Source organism: Thiomicrorhabdus sediminis (assembly GCF_005885815.1).
GTDB classification, from domain to species: Bacteria; Pseudomonadota; Gammaproteobacteria; order Thiomicrospirales; family Thiomicrospiraceae; genus Thiomicrorhabdus; species Thiomicrorhabdus sediminis.
In genome coordinates this window covers 949,338-971,658 of sequence record NZ_CP040602.1, presented here as the reverse complement: position 1 = coordinate 971,658, position 22,321 = coordinate 949,338, and the positions used below count along the sequence as shown (strand labels likewise).

Here is a 22,321-nt window from a genome sequence, read left to right as displayed (position 1 = left end):
TGGATGCATTACCCTTACTTCGATTTATGCAAGAAACAAAAAGCATCCACCACCGCATTGGCAACATCATGCGGCGCCAAATAATAAAATTCCTGCCAAGCTTGGGCTCGATTATCCTGATAATCAATGATTTCATTGCCCGCTTGCGATAACCAATGTAAGCGTACAGCATGTCCCAAGATGACATCGATAAACATCGAATCCTCTGTACGTAACTTAGGATTCGCTCGCATTATCAAGCCCAACACCATCAGCGCTTCGTAATAAAGTCTGCTCACCTCAGGAATCGGTGTTTTGTTTAACAAGTGATCGACCATGTCCTGAAAGAGTTTCTCACCACGCGTCATATTCGAACACAGCGCATGATCGAGGCGACGCTTAGGGTTCCACTGATCACCGATAACCAAGCCCGCAGTTTGATTGACAATATCCCAGACCCCTTCATAGAAGCCATCGGGGTGCCTACCGATACTGCCGTTGATTTTTCGCCAATGATGCCAGTCTTGGGCATTACCGAGTTCAGGATCCATATTCGATTCGAATTTAGGCAAGGACAGCTCGTCATCGCTATTATCGAATGTCATCAATTCCTGCTGATAAAGCTCCTCCTGCACATCGGCATGGTGTTCCAGCACATAGTGCAAAGCTTGTGCGATTTCATGCGGCGCCTTATTCATTAACAGTTCCAAGGCATCATCCGCGCTGGTACCCTCCTCAATATATCGAATATGACCCGCGAGCAGTTGTAACAACTGACCGGTCCGAATCATCGTCAGATTATGGAAAAATTCTTCGCTTGATCGTATCATCAAACCCAGGTTCAAAATGAGTTCCTGAGTCAGGATCTGGGCTCTTTGGTCATCGCCATTGAACTCTTTGATAATATTGAGTATTTCGTCAGCCCCCATCGGCTGGCGAATAGTCGATGGTTTACTGTATTGACGTGATACACTGAGTGCGATTTTACGTACTAGAATTTCAGTGACGGCACCTTCCAAGTTGATGTCATGCTTGCCAAGGCAAGCGGCAGCACGACGCAAGATACTCCAATCATTTTGCTCGCCAGCGTAGAGATAGAGCTCCTCCAGCAATTGCTTGATAGCGCACTGCTTGCCATCCGCATTTTTCAGCCCCAAATCGAAGTCGGCACCATGTCTGATCAACAGAATTTGCAAAATGAAAAATTGCTCCCTGAGGTTATCACTGTGGATGAGTTTGGCGATGAGCGCATCATCTTTCCATTTTTCCATACTGACAATATCCAGATCGGTGTTATGGTTCGCTTCATTGACAGGCAGAATCAAACAAGGTTTCTGCTGTTCAACAAACGCTTGATTCTCGCCAGGAGGCCTAGGCAGATAATGCAAACTACGTTTTGCGGAAGTCGGCAAGAAGGTTTTCAATAAACCGAGCTTAACGGGAACATCACCAAACTGTCCTAGACGACATTCCTCCATGAACTCCAACAATGCCTTGCTCCCTCCCTTACTTAACATGGATTGGTTGACCACCATCACAACCAAGGGGCGTCCAGGTAAATTCCATTGACGGTGGATATAACCCATTTCCATTTTGAGGCGCCGCACCAACATGAGATTATCCTGTGTCAGGTAAAAATCATGGCGGTTCAAAAACTGAGGTTGGAAAATAAATTGATTGCCTGCGTATTCATACACACAAGAAGTGGTCAAACCACGTGGATTACGATGTGGCCTGCCGGTCAAACCCAAGCTATCACAACAGCCCAACCATTCAAAAGCGTCGGCAAGCGAACTGGCTTGCTGAATTTGAATAGGATGAAGCTGTTGTAGGGTTTCGGTAACCAAGCCATACTCATGGAGTTTGTTTTGCACCTGCTCATCTTCAGCAATCAGGCAGAACTGAACCTGTTTACCGAATTTTTTACCGATATTTCTATGTCGTCCTAAAGGGTCGATATCGGCGGTACCAAGCAAGCCGTCCTGTACCAATGAACCAAGGATAAACAGGCTTTGTGCCCAGACCAAAGGTACGTTTTCATTCGGTTCACGAATTTGCGAACCGGGGTTTTCACGCTCCGCTTCAATCTTATCGAGTGGCACCACATAAAGTTCCGGCAGCAACTTCTGACCATTGCGTTCGACCAGTAAACTCTCCAGTTTATCGCGATAGAAGCTGGCCTGTTCGGCTTGACCCGTAAACAGGAAATGAAGGAATAAATAGGTGAAAAACAGCGGCCATTCGCATTCGATGTGCTCGAACTGTTTCATCTCCTCAGGTTCATAATAAAGACGCTTGGCATCTTCATTGGCTGCCTGATGACCATCACGCAAAAAACGTTTACAACCGTAATTGCCTGAGAGTTTGCCAATCACCTCTTCAAGGGTTTGATTGACAATGTCTTCGTCCTCAACGGCAAATGCCGGGAAACCGATCACACTCAAGGTCGCCGCATCGACTTCTTTGGAAAGCGATTCGGATGGTAAGGCGCTTTCCAAGGTGATACGGGCACGAGCGATTTCATCCGGAATGGCATGAATGATACTGCCTATTCCACCTTCGGCGCCAAAACAGTTGAAGCCGTCCATCGCCTCCAGAGCGGCTTTTGCCATACCGACCGAACTGCTGTTGACCTCGGCGATACCGTGATTGATCTTATTGCCCCTCTCCCAGATACCATAATCAGGGGTACGATAAGCCCGACCGATGTAATGCACCAGGTTCTGAATGAAACGCACTTCATCCAAGCTAAAGATAATACGCAAACCGGAAGCGGTCATCTGCGCCAGCATCAATAGAAAAATACTGGTGGCATCAATCTGCAAATGCCCCCATTCATCATCCCCTACAACCGGATCACCCGTTGCGGTGGCGTATTTGGCATGCAATGCCTGCATCGGATCTTGAGAATATTTGAAGGCTTCGACTTTAGGTGATTGCTTCATCATCGAAATCAGCAAACCACGCATCAGCTTGACGACACTCTGCTCCAACTGGAACGCCCGACCTTGGGTATCGTCGACCTTGCGATAAGCCAACGCCAGCCCCCAAGCGGCCAAAATGCTATAGACGTTATCTCGAACCCAGGCATCGGTGTAATCCCCATGTGCGGTAATCGCCGTACTGGCAGGCAATAACCCGGTAATGGGATTCTGTCGCGCCAGAATAATATCCGCCACTTGTTGGTAATACTGATTAAGAATTGGAACAACGTCTTTATGCATCAAAAAATCCCTCTAGCCTGAGAGTTTTAATAAAATTAAGGTTTTGAGAAACTATGCGTCGTTGAATAGCTGTATTGTTTAATCGATGGTGCTTTACAGATTGTGATAAGCCAACCGAAATATTAATACCGATGAAACTCAATGAATTCATCAAAAGCCGACTTTCTAGTGTTTTCAAGATACGGCAGACAAGAAAATTTTCAGATAAGCTTAGTTAGAATAATATCAAAGCGCACTAGGAAAAGTGCCTATTTTTCAAAAAAATAATCAACGATATGGCGCCAGACAGGCATCCCAACACCTCTTAGGACAAGAGGCGTTGAAATAAGATGAACGTGTTTCTAAAATGGATTAGAACAGGTGGCTATAACGTTTGATTTCCCAAGCGGAAATCGTTTCGTGATATTCACGCCATTCACGTTTTTTATAGGTAATGAATTCATCCCGCAACTCTTTCCCTAACGCCTCTTCCACAAACGGGTCGGCGGCAAACGCTTCCACCGCTTCAAGCAGGTTTTGCGGCAGAAACTCAATACCGCGTTCGGCACGCTCTTGTTCGCTTAATTCATACAGATTATCTTCCTGAGCATGACCCGGATCGAGCTTTTCACGGATACCTTCTAGCCCCGCCGCTAATACTAGCGTTGCCGCCAGATAAGGGTTGACTGCACCATCAGCATTACGTGATTCGAAACGTCCGCCACCCATCGGTACACGAATCGAGTTGGTACGGTTGTTCGAACCGAATGAATTGAATACAGGCGCCCATGAGAAGGTCTTCATATCTCCCTGACGCACCAGACGTTTGTAACTGTTGACCGTAGGCGAGAACACCGCACATAAAGCCGGACCATGTTTGATGACACCGGCGATAAACTGATAGCCCAGCTCGGTCAGCCCTAAACCGCGAGGGTCGTCTTTGGGATCACATTTGAAGACGTTCTCACCGGTTTCCTTATCGAACAGAGACATATTGAAGTGCGCACCGTTACCGGTCTTATCGGCATAAGGTTTAGGCATAAAGGTCGCCAACAGCCCTTCTTCTTTGGCGTAATGCTTGGCCATATAGCGGAAGAAAATAAAACGGTCACACATGGTCAACGCATCGCTGTACTGGAAGTCGAATTCATACTGGCCATTGGCATCTTCATGGTCGAATGAATACAGATCCCAACCAAGTTCATTAATCGTGGTCGCCATTTTATCAAGCCATTCGAAACGGTTCATAAAGCTACGCACGTCATAACAAGGCTTGATTAGTCTATCATCCGGGTCTGGCACCGAAAGACTGCCATCCTCTTCTTCTTTTAGAACGAATAGCTCACACTCGATACCCAAGTTAAAGCCAAAGCCCATCTCTTCGGCTTCTTTAAGCACTTTTTTCAAGGCAACACGGGTATTGATTTCATAAGGTTCGCCATGCAAGGTGTTATCGGCTGCCATCCATATCATTTCCGGCTGCCAAGGCAGTTGAATCGCGCTATTTAAATCCGGAACCGAAGCGATCTCATCTTCATTCGGTTTTTGTCCCAATCCATCCAATGCATAACCGGTATAAAGTTCTGAACCTTCTACCATATGCTCAAGGTGATCGATCGGCACTACCTTACCCTTCGGGATACCGTGAATGTCGACATAGGCACCAAGGCAGTATTTCACCCCGTTTGATTTCCACTCTTCTTTAAGCTGTTTAACATCTACTTCGCTGTTCATTGAAATCTCCTTGATTCGATCCGCGTAGTTATTGACTTGATTAACGTTTGCGACCTTCGTTGGCAGCGTCGTCGATTAATGATTGGTGATAGGAATAATCCAAAGGCGCCTGTTCCTTAAGCCCTTGGTTGATTTTGGCGAGCAAATCTTCGCTCATCCATTGAAATAACTCTTCTCCCTTGGCTTTACTGGCCAAACTCGGTTTTCCGGTCACCCCGTTCAAACTGGTGCGATTGACCGGATGTGAAAACACGCATTGCTCGGTTCTGTCCGGATCATCCGCTTCGGTTAATAAATCTTCGCGCACAATTTCAGGGGTAAGCGCCATCATTAACGATGTTTCGGCTTCATTGGCGTGCCAGTCATCGGCATCTTCAAAATGGCGCGCGCGAACCCGTTCACTGATCGTGGCTGAATTGATAATCGCCACCTTCAAATCGTCGTGCTCGGCACGCAGCATTTCCAAGGCGCAACGCAATGGCGCGAAATTGGAGACATGACTATTTAAGATAAACAGACGTTTAAAGCCGCTATAGGCTACCCAGTCGCCAATTTCTTTAACCACATCGATCAGTGTTTTCGGCTGCAAGGCGATAGTACCTGGCCAACGCTTGGAATGACCTATCGAGCAACCATAAGGCAAGGTCGGTAATACCGCGATATCGGTAAGCTCGCCAACCACTTTGGCTAATTGGTCGGCAATCTCGCTATCCATACCACAGCCTAAATGCGGACCGTGCTGCTCGGTTGCCCCAACCGGCAATAATGCCGCGGCGGAATCCGTTTGGCTGAACTCTGCCACTTCCGGCCAAGTCATTAGATGCCACTGCATAAACACCCCATTAAAATTATTACTTTTTATAAAATTCGTAATACCATATAAACAAAAAAAAGCCCGAAGGCTTAATTTTTCTTTTAAAACAGAAGGTTATGACTATTTTAGCAAGATTTCAAAATGCCCCCCGCAAAATCAAGCTTATAGCGCACCCAAATTATTCATTTTGGTGCGTTCTTTGCCCGTATTTTGCGGTACGGTTTCCAACATGGCTGCCAAGAGAATAAAGCCGCCTCCGACCATCTCCCAAAAACTCATGGTCTCTCCCAAAATCAAACTCGCGGAAACCACGGCGGTAACCAATTCAAGAATCAGAATAATCGATGACTTACCCGACTCCATTTTGGTGACCGCCCACTGGGTTGCCAAATTTGCCAGCATCATCCAAATCGCGGCATAGGCGAACAAGATCCACCACGCATCCACAGAAACGCTCGGCATTAAAGGTTCCTGCATGGCGATAACCACCAATGTGGAAAATAGCACCGCACCTAAAAACATAAACGGTACCTTGAGCATTACCGGCGTTTCCGTAGAAGCCCTAAAGGTGATATTGTTCATGGCAAACAAAAAGCCCGAAGCGATAGCCAAGGCATCGATCCAGGTAGGTGGTGATTCAAACGCATCAAACCCGCCAACCACCAAAAAGGCGCCAAATACCGAAAGCACCATGCCCAGCGCTCGAATCGGTGTAATGAGCTCGCCAAGAAAGATTCGACCGCCTAAAACACCCCAGAGCGGAATCAGATAAAACAATACCATGGCACGAATCACATCGCCGTATATCATTGAGGTATTGAATGCCAGTTGCGCTCCACCACCAAGCAACATCACTCCAAGCAGAGGCTTCCAGTGTGGAGTGATATAAGCTCGGTAACGCCAGACGAAAGGCATCGCCAAGGCAAACATCAATAGATACACCCAAAGCGTAATAAGAATGCCGTCAAAACCTAACTGATGTAGATATTTCAACGGTAGCCAGGTCATGCCCCATAAGATGGACGCGCCCAATAAAGTCCAAACTGCGATAGATTGCATTAATTCATTTCTCCTGACAGCCCAGAACAAAGCAAAAGATAGATTGTCATCATTGACCTGCCCTGTAAATTCGTCATAAATTGACATCCATAAAAGCTTTGAAGTGTTGTTGCTGGTGAATATTCATCCAGCGATTCACTTCCCAGATATCGACTACCGGTTGCTGAGTATAGGGTTGCAGATGACAATAGCCATCCGGGCCAAACTCAGGGGTTAAGGTACTGATAGCATGATTGTTATTGAGTTGTTCGGTCCACACCATCTGCCAGATTCTTTCATGAGAAGCCAAAGCGTCTTCATATTCCGGCGCTCTGGGGTCAGGTACCTGTGGCCCTTGATCATAGCCGACTCTGGCATGGATGTGATGCACATTATCGACAATCGCCTGCAAGGTCTGGATTTCGCTATCCATCAATCTTTCACAAACCACACACCAGTGACTGATATCCAAAGTGAGTTTAATCTCCGGCAAGGCTTTGACAATCGCTTCGGTAACCCATGGAGTAAATAAACTGCGACTGCGATGGGTTTCAAAACTCAATGTCATATTGCGCTCTCTGGCCAAATCCATCGCTTTTGCGAAGAACTCGATATTCTGCTCTAGACTCCAAGCGTCACAACCGGTGATAGCGGTGGCGAATATGGGTTTCAATAAAGCCGCATTATCCAGTTGCTCGGCAAGGTCATCCAGATGCTGCTGCATCGTCCACTGTCTGTCGGGCACATAGTCGCCACCTGTGACAATCTCGGCAATATACTGACAATGGTTGTAAGACAAGGCATCCAACCATAACAGACGGTGCTCTTGATATCTGGGTGCTTGGCCTTCTATACCATCGAAGCTCGCCAAGCGCGCCTGTTCACAGGCATCTTGAATACTGAGTTGGTTACCCCAAAGAGTTTTAAAGGTGCGTAGCTGCATAGTTGTTCTCACCGAAAATAACGCGGGAAAATATCGTGTCTTTGAAAAAACTCCCAGTCATGGTTCGGCCATAAATCGGCATGTTTTTTCTCGGCTATCTGTTTGAGTTTTTGAATACTGGCTATCGCCAAAGATTCATTATCCTGCCAACATAATCCCGGAGCGATTTCTTTATCAATATTCTCTTGTAAATCGGCGGCATCACCGGCCAACAGGATTGGCGAGCCTTTTGGCAGTTCAATCAACAATGACATATGTCCAGCGGTATGCCCCGGAGTTTCAATGGCATCCACCCCTTCGACAAGAGAGTACTCTTTTGTTTGCAGCTTCCAGTTTAACGGTAACTCGAAGTCATCGGCAAAATAAGCGTCATCCGCCGGCTCCTTGGCCGCCGCCAACTCTTTGGCGTGAACATGCACCTCAGCACCACAAAACTCACATAGGCCACCGGCATGATCGAAATGCAGATGACTGCAAAACACCATATCAATATCGGTCGGTTGCAAGCCCAAAATCTCCAGTTTATTCGGCAGGCGCTGCGCTTCTTCCATTTGCGGCGGGCCGAACTCAAAGCCGTCGTGTTCGTAATAATGTTTTCTTAAATCCGGCTGATTGATTTTTTTATAGTCACAACCGACATCAAACAAAATGCGCCCCTGAGAGGTTTCGATCAAATACGCCAGAATCGGCGCTTTGATCAGCTCGCCATGCCCGACATTACGGGTAGAAAGCGTCTTTTCATATAAATGTGTTCCGGTCAGAATCGGCCAGAATTTTTTCACCTTAGTCATAATTCCACCCTGTTTGTTAATGCGCCGTCAAAAACGAAACGCCATCGACACCGATAAAACTCTCGCCTTCATCTTTTTTGACATTCAGATCAATCGGGTCGGCATTGAGCATTCTCGGTATACGGTATTTATGAAAACTTTTCACAAGATGCCTAAAGGTCAATAACTGCTCGGTATTGTCACCGTATAACTGTTGGTGCAGTTTTGGCAGACGATACCAAGGCTCGAGCTGTTTATCGTGATGCACATTGTGATAACAAAAGTTAAGCACCAATAGGTTTAGCCACGGATAGGACACCGAGAGCAAATTGGAATAGGTATTATGGCTTTCAAAAGCCCTATCGCGCAGACGCGCTTCCGGACCGCGTTTTTGATCCAGCGTTTCATAAAGCTCATAGGTGTGCTGATGCACATCCATAAAACGCATGACCGTTAAAAACAGCAGATACGCCAACGGATAGACCCATAACACCGCTAAGGACAAATAAATCAAATAGCTGAACAACGACACGCGTACCAAGCTGACAACGATGACTCTGGTTCGGCGTTGCTTACGATCTGGTTTGATAAACGGCAAAATAACCACCAAAGCATGCATCATCAATTCCAGTGCTGGAATATAAAACCATTCCAAGATCTGCAACAATCGCAGAAATTTAGGGTGATTGGCCAGCTTGGGACGAAAATCAAATGACACGATATCGGCTCGATCGGAATGATGGCGGTTATGTTTATGGGCGATGTCGTCAAAACTGGAATAGTTCATACCGCAAATCCAGAGCATACACTCGGCGAACCAACGGTTATGTTTTTTGTCCTTGAAGACCGCCATGTGCGCAGCTTCGTGAACCATATAAGCGGCGATGACCATAGCATGTGCCAATAAGGGCACAGCCAAAAGCGCCAGCCATGGATTATCAGTCAACGCCAACATCCAGCCTGATAGATAAGTCAGCAGGATATAACCTATCACTGCAAGCGTAGGCCATAGCGCATCTTTATGTCGAAACAGTCGAGATAACACAAACAACTCCTTTGTCAGCAACAACTGGCTTTAATTCGAATTAGGTCTGGACAAAAAAACAGCCTTCAAAAGAAGGCTGAAAGACTATAAACGAGGAAAGTTTATATAAGGTTTACATTGCGTTGGTCAAAGACCCGTCAAAGTATGATTCGATATCTTGTGGAGCATCGTAAACTTTGTTAGCAACGTTGAAATCGTCAGAGACCTTTGAAGAACCGTAGATTGATTCAAGCGTATCCGCTTTGGTATAAGCCGCTTTCGCTTCTTCCAAAGTCAGTAGCTTAGTTCCCTTAAGGAATGGCTTATACTCAGCCGCGGTCAGACCGACACGGGAAGCCATGATCTCAACCGCTTCATCTGTTGTTTTAGGATCATTGATAAAGTCGATAGCTTTGTACCAAACATCAACCACTTTCTTCCAATCATCACGACGCTCAGCCAAGCTTGCAGGGTTTACAGAAAGACCGTCGAAGATAATCCCCGGTTTGTCAGCTGATGTGAAAATCGCTTTAGAACCTGGTACCAATTTAAGTGCTTGCCCAGAACTTGGCTGCCATGCCACAATCGCATCCACTTCACCTGAAGCCAATACTTGAGGGCTTTCATTCGTTGGAACATTCACCAAAGTCACGTCTGATTCAGACATGCCGTTGGCTTCCAGACCGGTAAGCAGTAAAAGGTGTCCAACGAAACCGACCTCAACACCGACTTTTTTACCTTTTAAATCTTTGATTGATTCAATACCAGGCTGACCAACGACCATATCGTTACCGTTAGAGTAGTCGTTGATTAAGATCATTGTGCTTGGCGCACCAGTAGAGCCGGTTACCAATGCATCACCATTGGTCATACCAACCGCATCCAACTGACCTGCCGCATAAGCATCCATAGAAGCGACATAGTCGAACCATTCGAATTTGACATCCACACCGGCTTCTTTAAACCAATCTTTCTGGATTGCCACTTCCCAAGCAACCCATCCAGGCCAATCGCTGTAACCGATCTTCAAAGGTTCCGCGGCATTCGCTTGCCATGTCATGGCACTCATTGCTAAACCAGCAATCACACTAAATGTCTTTGATACAAACTTAGACTTCATTTCCTGCTCCAATTATTACTAATTAATAAAACCGTAATAACCCATTAGCACCGATAATGCCAACTTTCAGGAATTGCCTTTTTATAGGAAATAATTAGGAGTAAAGAATAGAAAACATAAAAAAAAGAATAATATCGAACCAGATAAAAACAAAACCCGCACCTTATTGGAACATTACAAATGCCCGGTTTTTACCCAAATCAAAGTGTCCTGCTCGACATAGGGAAAATGCTCACTCAAATGTGGACTTCTCAACCAGGTTCCTTGCGGATAACGACCGTGCTCATCGATCAGCTCACCATAGATAACGAAAATCTCTTCACCGCCCCAGTGGCGATGCGCTTGAAAAACCTCACCTGCAGGCCAAAACACCAGCGCACAACTTTCCGTTTTAAATTGATGCAACCCCATTACCCGCAGATTGCCAATACCGGGACTGACAGGGTTAAAGTCGGTTTGGACCTTTACCGGCTCTTGGTCTTCAGGATCGAACTGATCAAGCTTGACCAATAAGGTACAGCCTTGCTCTGAAAAAGGTTGATGCGATGTACCAGGCGGATTTCTGAAATAGGTACCCGCAGGAAAATCGCCGCTTTCATCACTGAACACGCCTTCCAATACCAAGATTTCTTCTCCAAGAGGATGAGCATGTGGTCTGAATGACGCTCCCGGCATGAATTGAACAATACTGGTCGTGCGCCCGCTTTCTTGGTTTTCTCGCTCCAAAGGCTTACGCAAAACACCGTCAGATGGGCTACCCTGCCAAGGCATGTCAGCAGTATGGACAACCACCTTTTTCGCTAAGTCCATTGCCAAATTCACTTCTGAATCACTCTTACTCATAACTCAACCCTCTATTCAAAGCATTTACCGCACACAACCACATCAAAAACCATAACAACGAACAACGACGGTTTAAGTTTATCGATAGTCATATACAATAACATTCAGGCCCAATACATTTAAGCGTTAAACTTAGATAATTATAAATCGGCTTTGCATATTTTATTTTCTGGAGTCGCTATGGAATTTCCTCGTATTAAAATCGCTGTTTCCGACTGCTTACGCGGTACAGAGTGTCGCTATAACGGCGGCCATGCTCAGGATGATTTTGTCAATAAACAACTGGCCAAATACGCCGACTTCTATCCTTTCTGCCCGGAAGCGGCGGTAATCGGCACGCCACGAGAAACGGTGCGCCTGGTTGGCATAGGCAATGAAGTGCATGTGGTCGCCCCCAAATCGAACACAGACTATACAGAAGGCCTGCAAGCCTATAACGATAAAATCATCCCCAAATTTGTCGACAAGCAACTGGATGGTGCGATTGTAAAGTCTCGTTCACCAAGCTGTGGTTTGGAGCGCATCAAGGTCTATCAGCCCAGTGGAGAATGGCACGGCTCAAAAGACCCGATGCGCGCCGGACTATTCACCAATGACTTGGTGACCGCCATGCCGCATTTGGCCGTCGAGGAAGAAGGACGTTTGAGCGATGCCTGGCTAAGAGAGAATTTTATGCTACAAGCTTTTACTTCGGCTCGCTGGCGCGAATTCCTTAATAAGGAGCCAAGCGTTGCCAAGTTGCAGGCATTTCATCGCGACCACAAATATCTGCTACTTTCCAAAAATGAAGAAATCTATCGCCGCCTAGGTGCTTTGGTGGCGACGACGCGCAAACACAATTTGGATGAATGCCTTGCTCAATATCAAGAGGATCTGTTTGCACTGTTATCCTACCGCACAAAAAAAGGCCACATGCGCAATACACTTGACCATATCTACGGTTATTTCAAAAACGAGATTACCGAGGCGGAAAAAACCCACTACCATGAAACGGTGGAAGAATTTATGCAAGGCATCGTTCCGTTGATTGCAGTAATCAAGGTATTGGAGCAATTTTTAAAACATTACGGTTCCGAATACCTCGAAACCCAAGTGTTTTTCCATCCTTACCCGGCGGATTTGGCATTGCGTTCCAAAATCACCGCTTACCGTTAATAAACAACACTTGTCTGCGGATTTAAGAAGTTGCGTTGATTTGCTTGAGCAGCTCAACGCGCTCTAAATGCTGTTTGCGACTCTGCTGCAAGTCGACCATCGGGTGAGGATATTGCTCTCCCAAGGTTATGCCTTTCATCTGACACTCCATGGCATGATTCCAAGGTTCATGAATCGCCTTATCACTCAAGGCCGCCAATTCCGGCAACCATTTACGCAGATAGCGCCCTTTAGCATCGAACTTGAGGCTTTGTGTCACCGGGTTGAATAAGCGGTAATAAGGTGCGGCATCAACACCGCAACCAGCGACCCACTGCCACCCCATAATATTATTGGCCGGATCGGCATCGACCAGGGTATCATCAAACCATTGTTTACCGGCCAACCAATGCTGATTTAGGTTTTTGGTCAATAAAGAGGCAACCAGCATACGCACCCTATTATGCATCACGCCCGTTTGCCAAAGCTCACGCATACCCGCATCGATAATCGGAATACCGGTTAAGCCTTGCTGCCAGCGCATCATAATATCGGCCCGCTGATCCCACTGCATTTGCGCGTATTTGGTTTGAAACGGTTCGGTTTGCAACTGTGGAAACCAATAAAGCAGATGTCTGGCAAACTCCTTCCAGACCAACTGCCTAAACCAACCCATCGCAAACTCTTCGTTTAATTGACCGTTTTCAATGCGCACCAGCATATAAAAATAGAGGCTCTTTAGGGTTAATTCACCAAAATGTAAAGGCGCCGATAAACAACTGGTCGCCGCAATCGAAGGAAAATCACGTTCTTCAAGATAGCTTTCTAAGTGATTGGCAATAAATTGCTCGGCATGCTGCCATGCCTGTTTTTCCCCAACCGACCAATGCGCCATCACTTTTTGCGCCCACGGCTGATCCAACAAACGCTGTAAGGATTCAGGCAAGACCGCATGATTTTTCGGCACCGCAATGTTGGCCGTTGCCGACAGATCTTTTTGGGTCGCTGACAAAGGGGTGATCTGGAATCGCTTTTTACTCAGCGACTTATAAAAAGGTGTGAAGACCAGATAGGGTTTATTTTGCAAATTGAGCATTTGCTCGGGCTGAAACAGAAACTCGGAATAAAACGGTTGCAAGGCTATTTGGTGTTTCTGACAGACCTGCAAGGCAATCTGCTGCATGGCAACAAAAGGCTCGCCTACCTGATAGGAGTAGTTGATCTGCTTGATAGCAAACCGCTCAATCAGTTCATCTAAAGAGGAAGAAAAATCCCCTGCCACCAGCCAAAGCTCACCGCCGCGTCTTTCATAGTCTTGTTTAAGCGTCAGTAAACTCTGTGCCAGCCAAGCGCTATTGGCTTGCCCAACCTGAAACCTATCATCATGAAAATACGCGACGATGACCGAGCCATCGTTTTCCAACGCCGACTGTAAAGCCGGTAACTCATCAATGCGTAACTCTCTTTGCAGCCAAACCAGAGTGGTCATAACAAAACCCAACTATTCACTTATAACCACTATTGTAATGGGCTTGGCAGTCGGTTTTAAATGGATTTAGCGTATTTCTTTATTTTAAAACGGCATTTTCCAAAATAAACTTCTGAAAAGTTTCAGCAATCAAAGATAGACGCTTATCTTTGTGTTGCACCAGATACCAAGAGCGTTTGATCGGCGCACCTTCCACATCCAGTATAACCAATTTATTGTATTCCAGTTCAGACTGAATGGTATGCACTGAAACCAGCCCCACTCCCAGCCCGGAAATCACCGCACTTTTGATTGAATCGTTGGAATTAAACAAAGTACCGATATTGAAGCTGCAATGCTTGCTCTGAAAAAACTTCTCCATCGCCTGACGGGTTCCCGAACCTTCTTCTCGAACCACCAAGGGCTCTTTACTAAGCTCTTCAATGTTCACCTTGCGACCGACCAGCTTATGATTGTTTGGCGCAATAAAAACCAAAGGGTTATCCATAAAAGGTTCCGCCTGGAATTGATGGTTTTCAGGCGGAACCCCCATAATGACAAAATCGACCAGATTGTTTTCCAGGTTTTGCAGCAGCGTTTGACGGTTGCTCACCTCGAATTCGATATCCACCTCAGGGTACAGCTGTCGGAACTGGCCGAGCATATCAATGGCAAAAGAACTGGCGGTGGTGGCAACCGCGACCTTTAAGCTACCACTATAGCCTCCGCGCATCTCAATCAAATGCGCTTTGGCTTCAGCCACTTGGTTAAGTATCGCCTCGGCATACTTTTTCAACTCCTGTCCGGCTTCGGTCAGGAATATCTTTTTACCGACCTGCTCGAACAGAGCCATGCCGACTTGCTCTTCAAGATGCTTGACCTGCTTGGAAACCGCCGGCTGACTCATATATAGCTGCTCGGCAGCCTTGGTGTAACTGAGCAATTCCGACACCTTAATAAACACTTTTAATTGGCGCAAAGTGATTTGCATAAATGTATCCGCCTAACTCCCTAAAAACGATGGCCTATATTCTAGCATAACCATTTGGTTATTATCTTAATATAAAGATAGAATTTTACTTATATCAAAAACCCAAATAAACTACGCCCATCTGAAATTTCAGAACTCTATGTTCTCCTCATAGAACACTTATGATTAATAACCGAAAGGATTAAATAATGGATCAGTCGAATCGTTACGCTGACTTAGCGCTACAAGAAGACAAGCTTATCGCTGATGATAACCACCTACTTGTTGCATACCGCCTAAAACCAGCTACTGGTTACGGATTTCTAGAAGTTGCTGCTCACGTTGCAGCGGAATCTTCAACAGGTACTAACGTAGAAGTTTCTACTACTGATGATTTCACACGTGGTGTTGACGCACTGGTTTATGAAATCGACGAAGCGGCCTTTGGTGACAAAGGTGGTCTGATGAAGATCGCTTACCCTGTTGACCTATTCGATCCTAACTTGATCGATGGTCACTACAACGTTTCTCACATGTGGTCTTTGATCCTAGGTAACAACCAGGGTATGGGTGATCACGTTGGTCTACGTATGTTGGACTTCTACGTTCCTGAGAAAATGATCAAGCGTTTCGACGGTCCAGCTACTGACATTTCTGACCTATGGAAAGTGCTAGGCCGTCCAGAAAAAGACGGTGGTTACATCGCTGGTACTATCATCAAGCCTAAACTAGGTCTACGTCCTGAGCCATTTGCGAAAGCTTGTTATGACTTCTGGCTAGGTGGTGATTTCATCAAGAACGATGAGCCTCAAGCTAACCAGGATTTCTGCCCAATGGAAACTGTTATTCCTATGGTTGCTGAAACTATGGATCGCGCGCAGCAAGCGACTGGTCAGGCTAAATTGTTCTCTGCGAACGTGACAGCTGACTTCCACGGTGAAATGATCAAGCGTGGTGACTACATCCTGGAACAGTTCGCTAAGTACGGTAACGAAAAGCACGTTGCTTTCCTTGTTGACGGTTTCGTAACCGGTCCTGCTGGTGTAACAACATGTCGTCGTGCATTCCCAGATACTTACCTACACTTCCACCGCGCAGGTCACGGTGCTTTGACTTCTTATAAGTCACCTATGGGTATGGATCCACTATGTTACATGAAGCTTGCTCGTTTGATGGGTGCTTCTGGTATCCACACTGGTACTATGGGTTACGGTAAGATGGAAGGCCACGGTGATGAGCGCGTACTAGCTTACATGCTTGAGCGTGATGAGTGTCAAGGTACTTACTTCTACCAGAAGTGGCACGGTATGAAGCCGACTACGCCAATCATCTCTGGTGGTATGAACGCGCTACGTCTACCTGGTTTCTTCGAGAACCTAGGTCACGGTAACGTAATCAACACTTGTGGTGGTGGTTCATTCGGTCACATCGACAGCCCAGCGGCTGGTGGTCTATCTCTAGGTCAGGCATACGACTGCTGGAAGACTGGTGCAGACCCAATCGAATACGCGAAAGAGCACCCAGAATTTGCTCGCGCATTCGAGTCTTTCCCACACGATGCGGACAAGATCTTCCCAGAGTGGCGCGAGAAACTAGGTGTACACAAGTAATTGATGCCAAAGCCGCCTAATTGGCACGATAGCTTTGTTGGCAAATCGCTTCCGTTGCTCATGTATCAACATACATTCTGCTCCGGTTCCTTTTACCGCCTCGCTCTCATCACCCATTAGGCAACTTTGACTATCAATTCTTATATTGATACCTAGAAAAACCCCGCTTTTTTTGGCGGGGTTTTTACTCCCCTTCCCAAACCTTACTTTGTTTAAGGTAAATACCATTTCAGTTTTGTCTTAAGCCATGCCGCTTAAAAAGCAGAACTTAAATTGAATTTACTTTTAATGACATTTTTTCCAAACCACCTTGCTTCACAGGACAAAGGGACAGACCATGGATATTTCACAATATAAAATCGATAACGAACCTTTTTACGATGCGCAGTCAAACGAAGTTGAACTTTATCAAGCCGCTTATGACGCTCGTCTACCGGTCATGGTAAAAGGCCCGACAGGTTGCGGTAAGTCTCGCTTTGTTGAACATATGGCATGGAAACTGGGCAAGCCGATCATCACCGTGTCTTGTAACGAAGATATTACCGCTTCGGATTTAGTCGGTCGTTACCTATTGGATGCCAACGGTACCCGCTGGGTTGATGGTCCTTTGACTATGGCCGCTCGTTACGGCGCTATCTGTTATTTGGATGAGATTGTTGAAGCACGTCAAGACACGATGGTTGTTATCCACGCCTTAACCGACCATCGTCGTGAATTGTCTTTGGATAAAAAAGGGGAACTGATCAAAGCGCATCCTGATTTCCAATTGGTTATCTCCTATAACCCAGGTTATCAGTCGCTAATGAAAGACCTTAAGCAATCCACCAAACAACGCTTCTGTGCACTTGATTTTGATTACGCCGATGCACAAACCGAAGCTCATATCCTGCAAAAAGAAGGTGGTGTTAACGAAGAAACCGCGAAGAAACTGGTGCAGATCGGTGAAACCGCTCGTAACCTGAAAGGTCATGGTTTGGATGAAGGTATCTCTACTCGTTTGATGGTTTATGCCGCGACATTGATCAACAAAGGCATCGACCCGGTTGAAGCTTGTAAGATGGCATTGGTGCGTCCGATTACCGATGATGCGGATATTCGCGAAACGCTAGATAACGCCATCACCCTAATCTTCGGCTAAATTACTTTTTTTGAATTCTGCCGTTTTTAAGCTCTGTGCGGCATTGGCTTCGGTCGTGTGCTTAATGCACACTCCCTTAGCTGGCTTTGCACAGCACTCAAAAACAACATTTTCAAAGAAGCAATTACCTATTTACAAGAATTAAGAAGTTAAAGCTTTTTAAAACTCTCATCTTAAACGCAAGAGTTTAATTATGAATGAAGAATTATTAGCCGAATATCAGCAGAAATTCACTTGCGGATTCCCGCAGGCCAAAGAGGTCTTCCCTGCTTGTATTATTGATGCCCATAACACCTTGTCACCGGAAGGCGTTAAGGCCTATATGGATGGCGCCAATTTCATCTGTAAAATCGGTATGGGCGTTGAGCCGGTATTGATTTATCTTGAAATCATGCCGGAAATCGCACGTCATATCGGGCGTGGAACCATGAAAATGGTCGCTGATTATTCTTATCAATTGGCGCGCAGCCCGAATAAAAAGGCGTTAATTCCGTTTTTAAATTCTTTAAGCAGTATTTGTCGCCGTATCGATACGGTTGAGGAATTACAAACTTATTTCGATATTCTTGAAGAATATATCGATAAAACCCAGACCGTCATTCATGGCCATCACTCTATCCATGAAAGCCCGGGAATGGTACCTTTATTGGAATCCATGCCACAACTGATCTCTAAGCTGTGTCTGAATGGTATCCGCAACTTTATTGATTATGGTGCGCGCAATTACCTGAATGCTCCGGAAGAACAGATTGCCTATTTCCAGCTTGAGTCACAAGATGCACGCAGCATTATCACTCGTGAACGCAAAGGCACCACCTTCAAGGATGTCGAACGTCATTTGAATATGCTGAAAGAGTGTATGTGGGAAGTGGATTTACCATTCCAGACGTTTGCGACCGCTTTTGACCAATTGCGTAAACCGGTGCCTTATCTGGACGATCATATTATTGCCGTACCGGACGTCTATACCGAAGACAATGGCGTGAGTGGACTAGATCGTTACCGTGCCACTCTGGCGCATATGATGGCGCATAAGACTTGGTCCGGTCAGCTAATGGCCGATAACTATGCGCCACACATGCAACTGTTTGTCTCGATTTTTGAAGACTGTCGTGTCGAGTATCTGGCGATTCAACGTTATCCGGGTCTGAAAAAACTGTTTTTGGATCTGCACCCTTACCCTGAAAAAGGTGCTTGTGACGATTCAAAACAGTCATGTCTACGTTATCGTGCGACCCGTTTATCCCGAGCGTTGCTCGATGAAAACTTCGATCCGGAAAACCCGTTACTGGAAGATTTTCGTCAGCGTTTTCATGCCGTCATGCAAGAGAAAGGTGAAAACTCGACCTCGGCCGATATGCTCGAATTGGGAATTGATTTCTATGTCAAAACCCGTAAGCAGAGCTCGGACAGTTTACCGGATATTTTCTTCGACAATACCGAAGTCTCCTACCGCGATGATAACCGTTGTATCTGGTTCTATTATGAAGAGTACGATGAGCCGGATGAGATCGATACCAATGAGTATGAGCCGGAAGACCGAGTGGTCGATGACGGTAACAGCCTGCCACCCCGTCACTATGACGAGTGGGATTACCTGTCGGAAAGCTATCGACCTGATTGGGCGACGGTTTACGAGCGCCTGCACCCAAGTGGTAATGTCGCAAAAATCGATAGCTTGATGGATAAGCACGATGGCCTCGCCAAACGCCTGAAAAAGATGATCGAGATGCTCAAACCGCAGAACAAGAAACGCATCCGCTTCCAAGAAGAAGGCGAAGAGCTTGATTTGGATGTCGCATTGCGTTCGATTATCGATTTCAAGAGCGGCCAGGCACCAGATCCGCGTATCAACTACAGCCACACCACCGACAGTCGAAATATCGCGGTGATGTTGCTGGTGGATACCTCTCAATCGTTGAATGAACGTGTTGAAGGCGGTAGCCAGACCTTGCTTGAATTATCCCAGGAAGCCTTGGCGATTATGTCTTGGACAGTGGATAAGCTCGGTGATAAATTCGCCATTGCCGGTTTCAGTTCGGATACCCGCCATGACGTACGTTACCAACACATCAAAGGCTATTCGGAGCGCTATACCGATGAGGTTAAGGCTCGTATTGCCGCGATGGAAGCGTCTTATTCGACACGCATGGGAGCCGCCATGCGTCATGCGGCACACTATCTTGAAGCGCAGGAAGCGGAGAAAAAACTGATGCTGATCTTGACCGACGGCGAACCGGCGGATATCGATGCCAAAGACCCGAAGATGCTGATTCACGACACCCATAAAGCGGTGGAAGAGCTAAAGGGCAAAGGCATTTACTCTTACTGCATCACTTTGGATCCCAATGCTGACGAGTATGTTGAAACCATCTTCGATAGCCACTATACAGTGATTGACGATGTGGAAAAACTGCCGGAGCAGTTGCCACAGGTATTTATGAAATTGACGCACTAAGACTTGGCAAGAAAAAGGAACGGCAGATGAAATCCACTATTAAGGTTCAGGCAAAATTCGATTTTCGTGGCGAAACCTTTTGCTACCAAGCCGATATCGATTTACCGGCGTCATTTGCCGATTTCGACCTGTTTTTGCAACAGCTGCCAAACCGTATTGCGAAGTTGAATAACTTGGACGTTATCTCCTATAAATTCGAAATGTTGGAATCCAGTGAGATTGAAGTCATTGGCTTCCAGTCACGCATTGCATCGACCATTACCGAGCTGCCAATGCGCGTGGAACAATTTCTGGAGACTTACCTTCAAGTAGGCGCCGATGCTTTTCTACAAGTCATTGCCGAAGACCATCAATTGGACCTGAAAGCCAACCCTGACATCGCCAAAGCACTTAAGGCCGCTTATGAACTCGGTCAGCAAGGACAACCCCACAAACACTCTCGGGCAAACCATAATGCCCTTTCCAATCAAAACTGGTTTTAATTTATTTTTCTTTACTCAATCACTAGAGTTAGTAGAATGACTTCCATTAACGCCAAATAAGTACATAACATTCGCTCTAGAGCGCTTGGATAGTGAAAAATTATGCTCAATATAACCTTTAATCAAATTCGTCTGTTTGCCACGGTAGCCCGTCACAAAAGCTTTACCAAAGCCGCTAAAGAACTGAGCATATCTCAACCGGCGGTATCCAGCCAATTGAAAAAACTCGCCGAATCGATTGGAGACCCCTTAATTGAAGTGGTCGGTCGCAAGGTCTACCTCACCCCGATTGGTGAAACCACCTATCAACAATTTCAGATACTGTTGGAAGATTTCGAAGACTTCAACACCCGCTTACGCACCGCTCAAACCGACAATCTTGAAGGTGACCTGGTCATTGCCGGAGTGTCGGCAAGCAAATACTTCCTACCGTTTATTATTGCCGAATTCTTAAAAGAACACCCTAAGGTAAAACCTAAGCTGTCTATTTTAAGCAAGGCCGACACCCACAAAAGCTTGCAAAACCAAGAACATGAACTGGTGATAAGCGGTCGAGTCATCGAAAATATCGATGCGAAATTTGAGCCTTTTGCCAACCACACCCTAGCGGTTGTTGCCCACCCGAACTCAAGACTGCACGATCACGCCAAACTGAGTTTAAAAAGTTTGTTAAAGCAAAATCTGATTCTGCCTACAACCGAAACCAGTGTGCGCAAGGCGATTGATGAAGTCTTTGCCGATGCCGGTCTGACCTTAGAACCTTATATGGAACTGAGCAGTTATGAATCGATTAAGCAATCGATTATGGCCGGGCTGGGTGTCGGTATTCTATCAACCGATGCCTTCCGTCTGGAAGAGCATACCGGCCACTTAATACGTTTGAATGTTAGTGATTTTCCAATCGAAAAACACTGGTACTACGCTGTTCACAATAACACACAGCTTTCGACAGTCGCGCTAGCCTTTATCGAGTTTTTAAACCGCGCTTCAATCGAAACCCATATCAAACAGATTTACAGCCCTAACCTGTAAATCTTTACCCCGAAAAAAAGCGTATAGCAAAGCTTGACCCGATTTACTAGATTGCGTTTAATAGAGCTACGGCAATCCTGCAACTAAGGCAAGAATGAAAGATCCTAAACTGAGAAATAATCTATTACTGCAACTTGTTGAAAATGCTCAGGATGGTGTAGTCGTCTCTGAAAAAGAAGGGGATGACACCATTTTGATTTATGTCAATCCTGCTTTTGAGAAGCTGACCGGCTACAGTGCGGACGAGATCCTTTATCAAGATTGCCGTTTTCTGCAAGGAGATGACCGCAAACAACAAGCGGTCGAACAGATTAGACAAGCCATTGATAAAAAAGAACCTCTCAGAACCATTATTAAAAACTACCGCAAAGATGGCAGCGCTTTCTGGAATGAGCTGAGTATCACCCCCTTCTTTGATGAAGTTGATGAACTGGAGTACTTTATCGGTATTCAAAAAGATGTCAGCGAAGAAGTCGTGCTAAAGGAAAAATTGGCTCAGGCTGAGAGCAAAATTGCCTTACTGGAGGCTGAACTAGCCACGCTGAAAAACGCTTAAACCAC

The 22,321-nt window shown here is 46.0% G+C and carries 18 protein-coding genes; 7 read left to right on the top strand and 11 right to left on the bottom strand.

Going from position 1 to position 22,321, the window contains the following annotated elements:
- Positions 1-14 precede the first annotated feature (14 nt).
- The 9 genes from FE785_RS04410 to FE785_RS04370 form a co-directional block, all read right to left on the bottom strand.
- On the bottom strand, positions 15-3,203 hold the full coding sequence (locus FE785_RS04410) for a phosphorylase b kinase regulatory subunit alpha/beta (RefSeq protein ID WP_138564606.1): 3,189 nt from the start codon (positions 3,201-3,203) through the stop codon (positions 15-17).
- A gap of 351 nt (positions 3,204-3,554) precedes the next feature.
- Positions 3,555-4,916: a type III glutamate--ammonia ligase gene (gene glnT, locus FE785_RS04405; protein ID WP_138564605.1), complete on the bottom strand. Its 1,362-nt coding sequence runs from the start codon at positions 4,914-4,916 to the stop codon at positions 3,555-3,557.
- Positions 4,917-4,956: 40 nt separating this feature from the next.
- On the bottom strand, positions 4,957-5,748 hold the full coding sequence (locus FE785_RS04400; protein WP_202978323.1) for a creatininase family protein: 792 nt from the start codon (positions 5,746-5,748) through the stop codon (positions 4,957-4,959).
- A 144-nt stretch (positions 5,749-5,892) separates the two neighbouring features.
- On the bottom strand, positions 5,893-6,789 hold the full coding sequence (locus tag FE785_RS04395) for a DMT family transporter (protein ID WP_138564604.1): 897 nt from the start codon (positions 6,787-6,789) through the stop codon (positions 5,893-5,895).
- A 73-nt stretch (positions 6,790-6,862) separates the two neighbouring features.
- Positions 6,863-7,711, bottom strand: coding sequence for a sugar phosphate isomerase/epimerase family protein (locus tag FE785_RS04390; RefSeq protein WP_138564603.1), 849 nt, complete (start codon positions 7,709-7,711; stop codon positions 6,863-6,865).
- 8 nt (positions 7,712-7,719) lie between these two features.
- On the bottom strand, positions 7,720-8,502 hold the full coding sequence (locus tag FE785_RS04385) for an N-acyl homoserine lactonase family protein (RefSeq protein ID WP_138564602.1): 783 nt from the start codon (positions 8,500-8,502) through the stop codon (positions 7,720-7,722).
- 16 nt (positions 8,503-8,518) lie between these two features.
- Positions 8,519-9,526, bottom strand: a complete 1,008-nt coding sequence (locus FE785_RS04380) for a fatty acid desaturase (RefSeq protein WP_238696371.1) — start codon at positions 9,524-9,526, stop codon at positions 8,519-8,521.
- Positions 9,527-9,638: 112 nt separating this feature from the next.
- Positions 9,639-10,625: an ABC transporter substrate-binding protein gene (locus tag FE785_RS04375; RefSeq protein WP_238696369.1), complete on the bottom strand. Its 987-nt coding sequence runs from the start codon at positions 10,623-10,625 to the stop codon at positions 9,639-9,641.
- A gap of 174 nt (positions 10,626-10,799) precedes the next feature.
- Positions 10,800-11,468 (bottom strand): cupin domain-containing protein, encoded by a 669-nt coding sequence (locus FE785_RS04370; RefSeq protein WP_138564601.1) that lies wholly within the window; start codon positions 11,466-11,468, stop codon positions 10,800-10,802.
- 180 nt (positions 11,469-11,648) lie between these two features.
- Between FE785_RS04370 and FE785_RS04365 the strand changes: the two genes are divergently transcribed.
- Positions 11,649-12,623, top strand: coding sequence for a YbgA family protein (locus tag FE785_RS04365; protein ID WP_138564600.1), 975 nt, complete (start codon positions 11,649-11,651; stop codon positions 12,621-12,623).
- 22 nt (positions 12,624-12,645) lie between these two features.
- Here FE785_RS04365 and FE785_RS04360 read toward each other — a convergent pair whose 3' ends face one another.
- Entirely contained in the window at positions 12,646-14,091 is a 1,446-nt protein-coding gene (locus FE785_RS04360; RefSeq protein ID WP_138564599.1) for a cryptochrome/photolyase family protein, read from the bottom strand.
- Between the two features lie 79 nt (positions 14,092-14,170).
- Positions 14,171-15,061 (bottom strand): LysR family transcriptional regulator, encoded by an 891-nt coding sequence (locus FE785_RS04355; RefSeq protein WP_138564598.1) that lies wholly within the window; start codon positions 15,059-15,061, stop codon positions 14,171-14,173.
- A gap of 188 nt (positions 15,062-15,249) precedes the next feature.
- On the opposite strand from FE785_RS04355, the gene FE785_RS04350 reads away from it, so the two are divergent.
- The 6 genes from FE785_RS04350 (at position 15,250) to FE785_RS04325 (ending at position 22,316) form a co-directional block, all read left to right on the top strand.
- Entirely contained in the window at positions 15,250-16,650 is a 1,401-nt protein-coding gene (locus tag FE785_RS04350) for a ribulose-bisphosphate carboxylase (protein WP_138564597.1), read from the top strand.
- A 337-nt stretch (positions 16,651-16,987) separates the two neighbouring features.
- Complete coding sequence (locus FE785_RS04345; protein WP_138564596.1) at positions 16,988-17,788, top strand: CbbQ/NirQ/NorQ/GpvN family protein; 801 nt, start codon at positions 16,988-16,990, stop codon at positions 17,786-17,788.
- 193 nt (positions 17,789-17,981) lie between these two features.
- Positions 17,982-20,246 (top strand): nitric oxide reductase activation protein NorD, encoded by a 2,265-nt coding sequence (locus FE785_RS04340; RefSeq protein WP_138564595.1) that lies wholly within the window; start codon positions 17,982-17,984, stop codon positions 20,244-20,246.
- Positions 20,247-20,272: 26 nt separating this feature from the next.
- Positions 20,273-20,728 carry a hypothetical protein gene (locus FE785_RS04335; protein WP_138564594.1) on the top strand — a complete coding sequence of 152 codons (456 nt, stop codon included), beginning with the start codon at positions 20,273-20,275 and terminating at the stop codon, positions 20,726-20,728.
- A 102-nt stretch (positions 20,729-20,830) separates the two neighbouring features.
- Positions 20,831-21,760 (top strand): LysR family transcriptional regulator, encoded by a 930-nt coding sequence (locus tag FE785_RS04330; RefSeq protein WP_138564593.1) that lies wholly within the window; start codon positions 20,831-20,833, stop codon positions 21,758-21,760.
- 94 nt (positions 21,761-21,854) lie between these two features.
- Positions 21,855-22,316: a PAS domain-containing protein gene (locus FE785_RS04325; RefSeq protein WP_202978322.1), complete on the top strand. Its 462-nt coding sequence runs from the start codon at positions 21,855-21,857 to the stop codon at positions 22,314-22,316.
- Positions 22,317-22,321 lie beyond the last annotated feature (5 nt).